Genomic DNA, 13,145 nt, shown 5'->3' on the forward strand with positions numbered 1-13,145 from the left:
GAGTCGGTGAACCTCTACAACACGCGGCGGCCGCACTTGTCGCTGAAATACAAAACGCCCGATGAGGTTCATCGGGCGCTATCAGGCTGAAAAGTGTCAACCTATATCAGGACTAGTCAACCTCGTAGTCCTCCGGTGGAGGCGGCGGGGTGATCTTCACCTTCAGGATACGGTGGCTGTTGACCTCCAACGGTTCGAACAGGTAGTCACCGATTCTGATTTGCTCGCCTTCTTGCGGCACACGCTGGCTGTGCTCCATCAGCAGCCCCGCCAGCGTGTGGTATTCGCGCTTTTCTTCCAGCGGCATCGGCAGGTACAGCACCAGATCTTCCAGCGGCATATAGCCGTTGGCGATCCAGCTGCCGTCCTCGTTTTGCTGAATATCGTGGCGTGCGTCCACCTCTTCGCCGGCCTCCGGCAGGTTACCGGCGATGGTTTCCATCACGTCCGTCAGGGTGACGATGCCTTCGACGGAGCCGAACTCATCAACCACAAAGGCAAAGTGCGTCTGCGCCTGACGGAATTGTTCCAGGGCGCTTAACAGCGTGAGCTGCTCCGGGAAGATCAGCGGTTGACGTATCAGCGCACGCAGATCCAGCGGCGCCTGCGCCAATTGCTGTTTGAGGACGTCGATAGTATGGATAACGCCCAGCGGTTCGTCGCTGGCGCTGCTTTCCACCACCACGATGCGCGTGTGCTGATTACGTTCCAGCAACTGCGTCAGCTTCTCCTGCGGATCGTTCAGTTCAAGGTATTCGACGTCGTGACGCGAGGTCATGATGCTGCTGACCGTGCGCTGCGCCATGCCGAGTACGCGTTCGATCATGCGCCGTTCCTGCTGATTGAAGATCTCGCCGCTTTCGCTGTCGCTATCGGCCAGCAGGTTGGCGGAGTGGCTGTCGACCTCTGCTTCTTCATGTTTGCCGCTCAGCATACGCAACACCGCCTCGGCGGTGCGTTCGCGCAGTGGCCGCACCTTTGACAGGAAGCGACGGCGGTTGAACTGCGCCAGCTGGTTGAGCGCCTCGATCATTACCGAGAAGCCGATCGCTGCGTAGAGGTAGCCTTTCGGAATATGATAGCCGAAGCCCTCCGCCACCAGGCTAAAGCCAATCATCAGCAGGAAGCTCAGGCACAGGATAACGATAGTCGGGTGAGCGTTGACGAAGCGCGTCAACGGCTTGCTGGCCAGCAGCATCAGGCCGATGGCGATGCAGACCGCGATCATCATCACCGCCAGATGATCGACCATGCCGACCGCGGTGATCACCGAGTCGAGCGAGAAGACGGCGTCCAGCACCACGATCTGCGCCACGACCGGCCAGAAACGTGCGCCTTTGCGCGCGCCATGCTGCTCTTCATCCTTGCCTTCCAGCCGCTCATTGAGCTCCATGGTGGCTTTGAACAGCAGGAATATCCCGCCGACCAGCATGATCAGATCGCGGCCGCTGAAGGGGTGCTCCGCGACGATGAACATCGGTTTGGTCAGCGTCGCCAGCCACGAGATGGAGGCGAGCAGCGCCAGACGCATGACCAGCGCCAGCAACAGACCGACGACACGGGCCTTATCTCGTTGTTGTTTCGGTAGTTTGTCCGCCAGAATGGCGATGAAGACAAGGTTGTCTATACCCAGCACGATTTCCAGCACGACCAAAGTGGCCAGGCCGGCCCAAATTGTTGGATCAGCGATCCATTCCATACGCCCAATTTCACCTGTAAGTTCTACGGCTTATGCCGCACGGGAATGATGGGCGCTGAGGCGGCAAAATTCAACTTTAATCCGGGCTGTATAGGATAAAACAGAAAAATAGTAATGTATAAATCATTAACCTTCATCGCGTAATTCAGAGCAGCGAGGAAAGTACTGTACAAATCGTGGACGCGCTTGTTCAGAAAAAAGACATGCCTTAAAAGCTAACTAAATCAACATATTGAGCTGGCTGGGTTATGCTAATATTCGCATGGACTCAACACGTTAGTAGTCTTATTCTGAAAACACCCAACGCCGGGTATCTAAGGCTTGTATCAATAGGTCAATAGTATAAGAATCTTAGCCTCATAAGTGGCAACAACTAGCATTGTTTAGTTATAAGGCACAGACTTTTTTGCCGTTTTGTGAGTCACAAAGCATTTGTGTTGGTACGCAGACCCTGCTGTGCGTAGAGGCGTGATGATAATCCCAGATAATCACCAACAAATACTGAATCAATAGCACTTTGGCAGCTACAAGCCAAGGGCGGTAGCGTGCCTGAGCGACTTTTTTCATTACAATACCTTGCCTGATAGGTGGGGTATATGCCAAATAAATCAGTTATTTGCTTGTGGAAGTGGAAATGCAGAAAAGACTAAAAGCTGTCATCCCTGTAGCGGGTTTGGGAACCCGCATGTTGCCGGCAACCAAGGCGATTCCTAAAGAAATGTTGCCAGTGGTCGATAAGCCACTTATCCAATACATCGTCAGCGAATGTGTTGCCGCCGGTATTAAAGACATCGTATTGGTCACTCATTCGTCCAAAAATGCGATTGAAAACCATTTTGATACTTCCTTCGAGTTGGAAGCGGTGTTGGAAGCGCGTGTAAAACGCCAGCTGCTGGCTGAAGTACAAAACATCTGCCCACCGGATGTGACCGTGATGCAGGTGCGCCAAGGGCAAGCGAAAGGGCTTGGGCATGCGGTGTTGTGTGCGAAGCCGATGGTGGGAGACTCGCCCTTCGTTGTATTGCTGCCTGATGTGCTGTTGGATGACGCCACTGCGGATCTGCGTAAAGAAAATCTGGCTAAGATGATCCAACGCTTTGAGGACACAGGGCGTAGCCAAATTATGGTTGAGCCGGTACCAGAGCAGGATGTGTCCAAATATGGTGTAGTGGACTGCGCAGGTGTGGTGCTAGCCGCCGGTGAAAGCGCGCCGATGTCGGCGGTAGTAGAAAAACCCTCTCGTGAGGAAGCGCCTTCCAACCTGGCTGTCGTTGGGCGATACGTGCTTTCAGGCGCGATTTGGCCGCTGCTGGAGAAGACGCCGCCTGGTGCCGGCGATGAGATCCAGTTGACTGATGCGATCGCCATGCTGATGGATGAGCAAACGGTGGAGGCTTTCCATATGAGCGGTAAGTCTCATGACTGTGGTGATAAATTGGGATACATGAAAGCCTTTGTGCAATATGGTCTGCGTCATACCACTGAAGGTGAAGATTTCGCTCGATGGTTGAAGCTGAATTTGAATAACGAGTAACATTGTGGCTGAGTGCGTTCACAAGATTGAAGAGGACGAGTATGACGAAGTTAAAAGCTGTCATTCCTGTCGCTGGCCTGGGTATGCACATGCTACCGGCGACCAAAGCGATTCCTAAAGAGATGTTGCCGATCGTCGATAAGCCTTTGATCCAATACATTGTTAATGAGTGCGTAGCGGCGGGTATCAAAGAGATCATTTTGGTTACGCATTCATCTAAAAATGCAATAGAAAACCATTTCGATACGTCCTTTGAATTGGAAGCGATGCTCGAGGCACGCGTTAAGCGCCAGTTGTTGGATGAAGTCCAATCGATAACGCCGAAAGGCGTAACGTTGATGCATATTAGGCAAGGGCAGCCTAAAGGGCTTGGTCATGCGGTACTTTGCGCCAAACCGCTGATCGGAGACGCTCCTTTCGTGGTGCTGTTGCCGGATGTGTTGCTTGACGATGCTAAAGCCGATCTAAAAAAAGATAACCTGGCTCACCTCATTTCCCGTTTCGAAGAGACGGGGTTGAGTCAGGTGCTGATCCAACCCGTGGATGAGCATGTTTTGCGCGACTATTCTGTTGTGGAGTGCCAGAACAAGGCGTTGCGGCAAGGTGAATCCTCACCCATTACCGCCATCATCGAAAAGCCGGACAGCGGTGTTCAGCTGCAATCCAACTATTCAGCCGTTGGACGCTATGTGCTTTCAGCCGCTATCTGGCCCATTTTGGAAAAAACCGAGCCAGGCGCCTGGGGGCGCATTCAGTTGACGGACGCGATTGCCGGATTGCTGAAACAGCAGACGGTAGAAGCCACAGAATTAGTTGGTGAGTCATTTAACTGCGGTGAGAAGCTGGGTTACTTGCGCGCATTCGTGACTTATGGCCTACGTCACCCCACGCAGGGTCAGGCTTTCCGTGAGTGGGCTGAGCGACTTTCTTTGTAAGGCTCACCCTATGCTGCTATGGCTGAGACGAGGCATTATTCCAGCAATTGCGGCTAGGTCTCGGACAAAACTATGCGGCTTACGCTGCTCTTTTTTTTATGAACTATGCAATAATGTTCCGAGAGTTTAAGCCTAACAAATTTGAATTCAACGCTTGCTCAATGAAAGTGCATTTTAAGGTGCGTTTGCACAAGCGTTGACAACTCATTTCGCCAAGTGCCGCTGTAGGTGCCATGGTTGGCATGGAGCTTGGCATTACATGCATTTTTTTACTTTGAAAGTGATGATAACTCGATGGCAAAAAAACAATGGAAACTGATACCGCTTCTGGTATCTATCAGTGTGGCTAGCGGCTGTACTATCGTGCCGGGCTCTCATCTTTCTACCAGTGGAAAAGATGTCGTCAAACAACAAGATAATGATTTTGACATCGATAAGCTGGTTAATATCTATCCACTCACCCCTGGTTTGGTTGAGAAAATGCGGCCTAAACCTGTGGTTGCACAATCTAACTCTTCTTTAGAACGCGAACTGCAGAACTATGAATACCGTATCGGTATCGGTGATGTCTTGATGGTAACCGTTTGGGATCATCCTGAGCTGACTACGCCGGCCGGCCAATATCGTAGCGCTAGCGACACGGGCAACTGGGTAAATTCCGATGGCACCATTTTCTATCCGTACATTGGTAAAGTAAAAGTCGCCGGTAAGACTATGAGTCAGGTCCGCAATGATATTGCCGGGCGACTTGCACAATACATCGAAAGCCCACAAGTAGATGTCAGTATCGCAGCCTTCCGTTCGCAGAAAGTGTATGTAACAGGTGAAGTGGCAACGTCAGGTAAGCAGGCGATCACTAACGTACCCTTGACCGTCATGGATGCTATTAATGCCGCCGGTGGACTAGCTGAGAATGCAGATTGGCGCAATGTGGTGTTGACCCATAATGGGCAGGAGCAACGTATCTCGTTACAGGCGCTGATGCAGCGCGGTGATTTGACGCAAAACCGTTTACTTTATCCTGGTGATATCCTCTACGTGCCACGTAACGACGATCTAAAAGTTTTCGTTATGGGAGAGGTGAAAAAGCAAGCCACGCTGAAAATGGACCGTAGCGGTATGACCTTAACTGAGGCACTTGGTAATGCAGAAGGCATGGACCAGGCGGTATCTGATGCAACAGGTGTATTTGTTATCAGGCCTCTTCGTGGAACGGAAGGTAAAAAGCTGGCTAGCATATATCAACTGAATGCATCAGATGCGACGGCAATGGTCATGGGAACAGAGTTCCATTTACAACCCTACGACATTGTTTATGTGACCACTGCACCAGTAGCCCGCTGGAATCGCGTGATTAATCAATTATTGCCAACTATTGTCGGATTTAACAACCTGACCGAAGGTTCATTACGCGTTCGTAATTGGCCGTAGTTGTTGAGAAAAGCGGGAAGGGGTAATCATATATGTTTAATTCTGTTTTGGTTGTATGTGTGGGTAACATCTGCCGTTCTCCTACGGGCGAGCGGTTGTTGAAGGAAAAGCTGCCTCATAAGAAAATTGCCTCTGCCGGGCTTTCTGCTTTGGTTGGCAAACCTGCTGATACCCAAGCTGCAGAAGTAGCGAGAAAGCATAATTTGTCATTGGAAAATCATCAAGCGCAACAACTGACCGCTTCATTGTGTCGTGAATACGATCTGATATTAGTCATGGAAAAAGCGCATGTTGATGCCGTTTGCAGACTCGCTCCAGAAGTCAGAGGTAAAACGATGTTATTTGCCCATTGGCTTGGTCAACAAGATATTCCAGATCCTTATCGCAAAAGTGCTGAGGCTTTTGAATTTGTCTATAGCTTACTTGCTGAAGGTGCTCAGAAATGGGCGCTGGCATTAAATCGCTAAACAGAGATTACAATGATTGATAAAAACCGAACGAGTTCCTTGGCAAGTAAGGAAAATGATGAGATCGATTTTGGCCGACTATTAGGAACATTAGTCGATCATAGATGGTTAATTGTTGGTATAACATCATTATTTGCCGTAATCGGCATTATATATAGTCTTTTTGCGACACCTATATACCAAGCTGATGCGACTGTTCAGGTTGAGCAAAATGAAGGTAACATGTTGGTAAGTAATCTTTCCCAAATGCTACCAAATTCCCTGCCTGCATCATCTACAGAGATTGAGCTGATTTCATCTCGTATGATTGTGGGGAAAACTGTCGAAGATCTTCATTTAGATACAGTCGTCACGCAGAAGTATTTTCCAATTTTTGGCCGTGGTTGGGCAAGGCTCATGGGGGATAAACCGGGTCAGGTGGCCTTATCCAGACTCACTGTAGCTGAGCCTCTACTCGAGAGTGCTATCGAGCTCGAAGTTATTGATGATAAAAACTATATTGTTACCGTGGATAAAAATAAGATATTTCAAGGTAAAGTTGGCCAATTGGAGAGTGCAGGCGGCGTTTCTATGCTGGTTAGTGAAATCTCAGCGAAGCCAGGAACTGCGTTTAATGTCAAAAAGCTAACAACATTGGCAGCAACGGTGCAACTTCTTGATGATCTTACAGTAGAAGATAAAGGTAAGGATACCGGCGTTCTTTCACTAACTCTGATGGGTGATGATCCTGTCTTAATCAAAAAAATTATTGAAAGTATCAGCAATAATTACTTGATCCAAAATGTTGAACGTAAATCAGAAGAAGCCGCCAAAAGCCTTGCATTTTTAAAGGAACAATTACCGCAGGTTCGTGACTCTTTAAATACAGCTGAAGACAAATTAAACAGCTTCCGCCAAGCGAACGACTCTGTCGATCTTTCTTTGGAAGCAAAATCTGTTCTTGATACTATTGTTGGGGTCGAAGCTCAGCTTAATGAGCTGACTTTCAAAGAGTCAGAAATCTCTAAGCTATATACAAAAGAGCACCCTGCTTATCGTGCTCTTTTGGAAAAAAGAGCCACGTTACAAAAGGAAAAAGATAAATTAAACCAACGTGTTAGTAAGATGCCACAAACGCAGCAGGAGATCTTGCGTTTAACTCGCGATGTTGATGCTGGTAAAGAAATTTACATGCAGTTGCTCAACCGTCAGCAAGAACTTTCGATTACGAAAGCAAGCACCGTAGGTAATGTCAGGATCATTGACACCGCAGTTACTCAACCGAAACCTGTTAAACCCAAGAAGACATTAATTGTTATCGTCTTTACACTTCTTGGCGGAATTGCTTCCGTTGCTGTGGTACTGCTGAAAAGTATTTTGCATCGCGGAATCGAAAGTCCAGAACAACTTGAAGATCAAGGCATCAACGTTTATGCAAGTATTCCGTTGTCTGAATGGCAACAGAAGAAAGATATAGAATTGTCAATGCGTGGTAATAAAAAAACAAACACACGTTCAAAAACGTTGTTGGCAGTTGGGAATCCAGCAGACTTGGCGATCGAGGCAGTCAGAAGTTTAAGGACCAGCTTGCATTTTGCTATGCTCGAGGCTAAAAACAATGTTCTGATGGTTTGTGGTGCAAGCCCAAATATCGGTAAAACTTTCGTTAGCATAAACTTGGCCGCTGTCATAGCCCAGGCTGGACAACGTGTTTTGGTTATCGATGCTGATATGCGTAAGGGATATTCACACTCATTATTGAATACCGATTGGCATAATGGATTGTCTGATATTTTATCTGCTCAGACCACGATGATTAATAGTGTTCGCAAGACAGAAATTGAAAATTTGGACTTCATTCCGCGTGGGCAGATACCGCCAAATCCGTCAGAGTTACTCATGGGTGCTCGTTTTAATGACCTGATTGACTGGGCGAGTAAGAACTATGATATTGTTATGATCGATACACCACCTATCCTGGCAGTTACTGATGCTGCTATTATTGGACACCGGGCCGGTACTAGCCTGATGATCGCACGCTTTGCATCCAATACGGTCAAAGAAATAGAGGTGAGTATTCGCCGCTTTAATCAAAATGGCATAGATGTTAAAGGCGTCATTCTTAATGCTGTTGAGAAGCGAGCTAGTAGTTACTATGGTGATTATGGCTACTATCAATATGAGTATCGTTCAACCGATAAAACGTAGTTGGTAGCCATTCAATAATGCCATGCCGGAAGCCCGGCATGGCATATGTTCATATATTTTCTGTTTATAATAGTAAAAATCTGATTGGGTAATCGGTAAATATATGAACTTATGAAAATATTCGGTCAAGTCTATTTGAAATATTTTTATTCTGAGTAAGTTGCACATTTCGGTTCGACAGTTGTGAATGTCTGTATAGAATATTTTAAGGTGTATAAAAATGAAGATAATGATGATCAATACACTTTACCATCCCTATAAGATAGGGGGCGCAGAAGTGTCTGTGCAGTTGTTGGCTGAAAAACTCGCTAATATAGGCCATATAGTAAAGGTTATCACATTGCATAATAAGCGTGAGCGAGAGCAAAAAACGATCAATAACGTTATGGTTACTTATTTACCTCTTAAGAATGTCTATTGGCCATATAATGGAGACAACGCTTCGCCATTAAAAAAAATAATATGGCATGCAAGAGATCAGTACAACATTACAATGAAGCGTGCTGTTAAAGAGGAAATAAAAGACTTCCACCCGGATGTTGTTCATACAAATAACTTGGGCGGTTTTTCTATTTCAGCTTGGGATGCAGTAAAAGAGTGTAAGGTGAAACTGGTTCATACCGCAAGAGATTATTATCTTTTTCATCCAAATTCCACGTTGTTTAAAAATGGCAAGGTGATGAACCCGTCAGAAATCAGTGTGAAATTCTTCTCATTTTTTAAGAAGTGGAAGAGTAAAGCTGTTTCTGACTTCGTTGGCATTAGCCGCTATATTTCCGAGCTACACATAAAAAATGGATTTTTCGACGGAAATAGGAGTTCTTTTATATACAATCCCATAGAGCCTCTTCGTTTTGAGGATAAAAAGAGTTCAACGCTTAGGGTTGGGTTTATCGGGCGGCTGACTACCGATAAAGGGTTTGATGAATATTGTCTTCTCGCTGATAAGTATAAAAATAGGTCAGATGTTAAGTTTTATGCAGCAGGTAGATTTAATGGCAATGAAGCTGATTCCATGAAAGCATTGGCAGAAAAATCGAATGTTGAGTTACTTGGCTTTATTGCGATAGAAGAGTTTATGGCAAATGTTGATGCCGTTATATTGCCGACAAAATGGAATGAGCCATTTGGGCGTTCAGTTGCTGAGTGTGCGCTTTCTGGTAAGGTTGTGTATACTAATTTCATGGGGGGGATATCAGAAATAGCCACTATGAATAGTAATGTTAAACCACTGAGTTCTTTCAGAGTTGAAGATGCACATGCAAATAAAGAGAATAATGCCCAAGATAGCTTCGATATTGACTACATTGTGAAACAATATGTAGAGGTTTACAATAAATAAAATGAACACATCGACCTCAAGGATATTTATATTTTTCATTCTGACGTATCTGGCATTAGCCTCGTTAAATGGATTAGTTACAATTTTCGCTTATAACACAACTCGTCTTATTCTGCTCTATAAGGATTTTTTCTCGATAGTATTCCCACTGTTGATGATTTTCTTTTTTGTTGCAAATGGATATAAGGCTGGTAGGCAATTCACTACATTGATGCTAACGCTACTCGCAATTTGCTTTTTTATATTGTCTTATGTTTTGGCAACATTACTTTTTTCTAAATTCGATCTGGCAAGAATAACAATACAGTTTCGCGTGGAATTTTTCGCTATTTCCGCTATATTTATTGCCGCATTGGCTAGCATGTTTAATAATGAAGAGAAGAAAAAAATAATATCTACCATTATCAAGTTTTATATCATTTTTTGTTCGATTAATGCTTTGGCCACGATTGCTGAGTTTTTCTCCGCGGGGCTTATTTTTCAAGTTTTGGGGTTTAACCCAGGTCCGATGCTGACCGCATTTGGGAGAGATAACGGTCTTGTTTTACGAACAACGGATGGTTATTTAAGAGCTCTAGGGTTATTAACTACACCTTTTAGTCTCAGTGAATACCTTTTCTTTGGGCTTGCTTTGGCCTCATTTGTATCAGTCAAAAGAAGAACATTATTTACATTCCTTATGATTGCAGGCATTCTCTGCTCGACATCAAAGACAGCTTTTGTGATGATGATAATATATGTTATTTATATTATCATCAATAGGGTTATATCGAGTCGACGCGCTTTGAGATTTATCACTTGGACGACAGTCGTCATATCGATTATTTTCTTTCTTTCCGTTACTAATACATTTATATATGAGGTATTTTCTTCAAAAGAGAATTCATATGCAGAGAACAGCATTTTCTTGAGGATATTTTATATTGAAAAAGTATTAGACTCCGCCTATTCTGTCTATTTTGGTTCTGGTTATGCAGTCAATGGTAGTGGCATGGTTGTGGGCGATGATAAAACGGGCGCAATACCCTTAGACAGTTTATATATTTATCTTCTCTCTAACTATGGGTTTGTTGGTGTTCTGGGTTTTGTTTTCGGTGCTCTGTTATTATTAACAGGATTATATAAAAAGACCTTTACAACATTGCCTCATGGCGTTTATTTGTACTGGCTGATATCACTGCTGACAAACTTTGCTTATAATAATCCATTCACTAACTATCCAGGCTATATATTCCCGATAATAATAACGGCACTTTTAGTATCCTTTAAGCCGGAAGAGCACTTCCGCGGTGAGTATGCCGCTAACTGAATGCATGCAAAAGTGAGTTAAACATTGTGATCTATGTTAATGGTCGTTTCTTAACGCAAGAGGTGACAGGTGTTCAACGTTTTGCTATTCAAACCTTGCTTAACTTAATTAAGGTTAGAGATGATATCGTTGTACTCTGTCCGCGGTCTACGCCAGATAACGAAAGCACAAGAGTTTTTAATATCAAGAGAATTGGGTGGCTATCTGGACATTTGTGGGAACAAACGGAACTGTTCTTCTTTATGGCCAAAAGCGGAAATATTCTCTTGAACTTTTGTAATACGGCGCCAGTATTTTTCTTTAACAACATCATTGTTCATCATGATATAACTTATCGAGTTTATCCGAAGAGTTACTCTGTAGGTTTTCGTTTCTTCTATAGGATATTGTCCCCCTGGATTTTAAAAAAAGGAAAGAAAATAATTACGGTGAGTGATTTTTCTCGAGGTGAAATAGAGAGAATCTACAGAATTGAGAATGTTGCTGTTGTTAATAACGCAGTTGCTGACATTTTTTTTCCCCGCAAAAATGTTAAAAAAAACAATCCATATATTTTATGTGTATCATCCCCAAGTGTTCATAAAAATTTCAAACTAATTATTGATAACTTCTTAAAGATAAATGTTAATTTAGGGTTGGAATTAAGGATTGTCGGTGCGTCGAATGGAAACTTCTCAACCGTAATCCATTCTTCAGTAAGTAAGAGTTCATTTATAAAATACCATGGTCGAGTTACTGATGATGAGTTAGCAGCACTTTATTCAGGGGCTTTTGCTTTTGTTTTTCCATCTCTATATGAAGGTTTCGGGATTCCTTTGCTCGAAGCGCAATCTTGTGGTTGCCCTGTCTTGGCTTCAGATGCAGCTTCGATGCCGGAAGTGCTGAAAGACAGCGCTCTTTATTTTTCACCAACCTGTTCAGAAAGCCTAATTTCGCAGATAGAAAAATTATACTATGATGATGGTTTGAGAGTTTCATTGATTAAACGAGGTTTTGAAAACGTCAAGCGATTTAATTGGATGGATTCGGCAATTAAAATTAATAATATACTTGAAGACTATATTAAAGATAAGTCCTGGAGTGATTAGTGAAAATATTGCATGTCGCCGAAACAATAAAGGGTGGTGTTGCGACAATTATGCGGCAATTAGTTATAGAACAGCAAAATACTGAAGATGAAGTGTTTTGTATTGTTCCGAAACAGCAGATATCAGAATTGGCTGGTGTCAAAGAAAATGTGCTTTATCCATTTAAGAGAAGTGGGCGAAATATAACGTCATTATTTTCGCTTCTATTTTGTTTTCTAAGAACCGTCTTAACTAATAAACCAGACATTATTCATTTACACAGCAGTTTTGCTGGTTTTTTATGCCGTGCGGTCTTGCCAATTATATCTATTTCTTATCATCCGAAAGTTATTTACTGTCCACATGGTTTTTCTTTTTTAATGGATATTCCTGATTATAAGAAAAGATTTTATGCATGCATAGAGCGCCTGTTAGAAAGAGTAACAGATAAGATAATTTGTGTCAGTGTGTATGAGTACAGGGAAGCTATAAAGAGAGGGCTTACTCCTGAGTGTTTGGTCATTATTTATAATGGTGTTCAGAATCCGTTGGTGATAACAAAAGATAACCCTTACATATACGCCAATAAGAAGAATATTCTTTTTGTCGGGCGAACGGATTACCAAAAGGGTTTTGACCATGTTTTAAATGTGACTAATTTACTTTCTCAAAATGAAGATGTACATGTAACAGTTATAGGTGACTATGTTATAGAGTATAAAAGCCTTCCGCTCTATGGTGACAAAATAACATATATAGGATGGTTAAGGTATGAAGATATTGCACCTTATTTCTTGTATGCAACAGTTTTACTGATGCCAAGCCGTTGGGAAGCTTTTGGACTTGTTGCTGCAGAAGCTCAAAGTTATGGCTTACCTGTTCTGGCCTTTGAACAAGGTTCACTGCCTGAAATAATTATAAATGAGGTTACAGGTTTTTTAGTCGAATATGGGGATATAAAAGGATTTGCCAGTGTTATTTGCGATAAGGATTTGGGGTTTTGGAAAACGATGAGTGCAAGAAGTTATAATAATTACCGAGAAAACTTCATGAGTTGTTTTATGACCCAAAAAGTAAGTGCACTCTATCGCGCAGTTAGAAGCTAAATATCTAACCGACTAAGTTATATAAAATTATTTTGACTTTATTCTCTGTGGCTAACTCCTACCTCTAT

Annotated in this window: 11 protein-coding genes; 9 read left to right on the plus strand and 2 right to left on the minus strand. The window is 43.7% G+C overall.

What is annotated here, in order from left to right:
* Window positions 1–112: 112 nt before the first annotated feature.
* Window positions 113–1,699, minus strand: a complete 1,587-nt coding sequence (locus ACJ8J5_RS09225; RefSeq protein ID WP_173890543.1) for a TerC family protein — start codon at window positions 1,697–1,699, stop codon at window positions 113–115.
* A 387-nt stretch (window positions 1,700–2,086) separates the two neighbouring features.
* A complete protein-coding gene (locus ACJ8J5_RS09230; protein ID WP_173890541.1) occupies window positions 2,087–2,266 on the minus strand; it encodes a hypothetical protein in 180 nt (59 codons plus the stop codon).
* 67 nt (window positions 2,267–2,333) lie between these two features.
* On the opposite strand from ACJ8J5_RS09230, the gene galU reads away from it, so the two are divergent.
* From galU to ACJ8J5_RS09275, 9 genes are all read left to right on the plus strand, one after another.
* A complete protein-coding gene (gene galU, locus ACJ8J5_RS09235) occupies window positions 2,334–3,233 on the plus strand; it encodes a UTP--glucose-1-phosphate uridylyltransferase GalU (protein ID WP_126178855.1) in 900 nt (299 codons plus the stop codon).
* A 41-nt stretch (window positions 3,234–3,274) separates the two neighbouring features.
* A complete protein-coding gene (locus tag ACJ8J5_RS09240) occupies window positions 3,275–4,168 on the plus strand; it encodes a sugar phosphate nucleotidyltransferase (protein WP_173890539.1) in 894 nt (297 codons plus the stop codon).
* 294 nt (window positions 4,169–4,462) lie between these two features.
* Window positions 4,463–5,599, plus strand: a complete 1,137-nt coding sequence (locus ACJ8J5_RS09245; RefSeq protein WP_173890536.1) for a polysaccharide export protein — start codon at window positions 4,463–4,465, stop codon at window positions 5,597–5,599.
* 32 nt (window positions 5,600–5,631) lie between these two features.
* The gene (locus tag ACJ8J5_RS09250; protein ID WP_126178853.1) at window positions 5,632–6,066 is read left to right on the plus strand and encodes an arsenate reductase/protein-tyrosine-phosphatase family protein; all 435 of its coding nucleotides are present in this window, start codon (window positions 5,632–5,634) and stop codon (window positions 6,064–6,066) included.
* Window positions 6,067–6,078: 12 nt separating this feature from the next.
* On the plus strand, window positions 6,079–8,253 hold the full coding sequence (gene wzc, locus ACJ8J5_RS09255; protein WP_173890534.1) for a tyrosine-protein kinase Wzc: 2,175 nt from the start codon (window positions 6,079–6,081) through the stop codon (window positions 8,251–8,253).
* Window positions 8,254–8,473: 220 nt separating this feature from the next.
* Complete coding sequence (locus ACJ8J5_RS09260; protein ID WP_126178851.1) at window positions 8,474–9,595, plus strand: glycosyltransferase family 4 protein; 1,122 nt, start codon at window positions 8,474–8,476, stop codon at window positions 9,593–9,595.
* A 1-nt stretch (window position 9,596) separates the two neighbouring features.
* The gene (locus tag ACJ8J5_RS09265) at window positions 9,597–10,904 is read left to right on the plus strand and encodes an O-antigen ligase family protein (protein WP_173890532.1); all 1,308 of its coding nucleotides are present in this window, start codon (window positions 9,597–9,599) and stop codon (window positions 10,902–10,904) included.
* A 26-nt stretch (window positions 10,905–10,930) separates the two neighbouring features.
* The gene (locus ACJ8J5_RS09270; RefSeq protein WP_126178849.1) at window positions 10,931–11,992 is read left to right on the plus strand and encodes a glycosyltransferase family 4 protein; all 1,062 of its coding nucleotides are present in this window, start codon (window positions 10,931–10,933) and stop codon (window positions 11,990–11,992) included.
* Window positions 11,992–13,077 carry a glycosyltransferase gene (locus ACJ8J5_RS09275; RefSeq protein WP_173890530.1) on the plus strand — a complete coding sequence of 362 codons (1,086 nt, stop codon included), beginning with the start codon at window positions 11,992–11,994 and terminating at the stop codon, window positions 13,075–13,077. The genes ACJ8J5_RS09270 and ACJ8J5_RS09275 overlap by 1 nt, the downstream gene beginning before the upstream one ends.
* Window positions 13,078–13,145: the final 68 nt, after the last annotated feature.

The organism is Serratia sp. CY43202 (genome assembly GCF_052168755.1).
Lineage (GTDB): Bacteria > Pseudomonadota > Gammaproteobacteria > Enterobacterales > Enterobacteriaceae > Serratia > Serratia bockelmannii.

Excerpts from the sequence above, each read along its gene's own strand:
- ACJ8J5_RS09225 (WP_173890543.1), bottom strand. The coding sequence starts at position 1,699 with ATGGAATGGATCGCTGATCCAACAATTTGGGCCGGCCTGGCCACTTTG.
- ACJ8J5_RS09230 (WP_173890541.1), bottom strand. The coding sequence starts at position 2,266 with ATGAAAAAAGTCGCTCAGGCACGCTACCGCCCTTGGCTTGTAGCTGCC.
- galU (WP_126178855.1), top strand. The coding sequence starts at position 2,334 with ATGCAGAAAAGACTAAAAGCTGTCATCCCTGTAGCGGGTTTGGGAACC.
- ACJ8J5_RS09240 (WP_173890539.1), top strand. The coding sequence starts at position 3,275 with ATGACGAAGTTAAAAGCTGTCATTCCTGTCGCTGGCCTGGGTATGCAC.
- ACJ8J5_RS09245 (WP_173890536.1), top strand. The coding sequence starts at position 4,463 with ATGGCAAAAAAACAATGGAAACTGATACCGCTTCTGGTATCTATCAGT.
- ACJ8J5_RS09250 (WP_126178853.1), top strand. The coding sequence starts at position 5,632 with ATGTTTAATTCTGTTTTGGTTGTATGTGTGGGTAACATCTGCCGTTCT.
- wzc (WP_173890534.1), top strand. The coding sequence starts at position 6,079 with ATGATTGATAAAAACCGAACGAGTTCCTTGGCAAGTAAGGAAAATGAT.
- ACJ8J5_RS09260 (WP_126178851.1), top strand. The coding sequence starts at position 8,474 with ATGAAGATAATGATGATCAATACACTTTACCATCCCTATAAGATAGGG.
- ACJ8J5_RS09265 (WP_173890532.1), top strand. The coding sequence starts at position 9,597 with ATGAACACATCGACCTCAAGGATATTTATATTTTTCATTCTGACGTAT.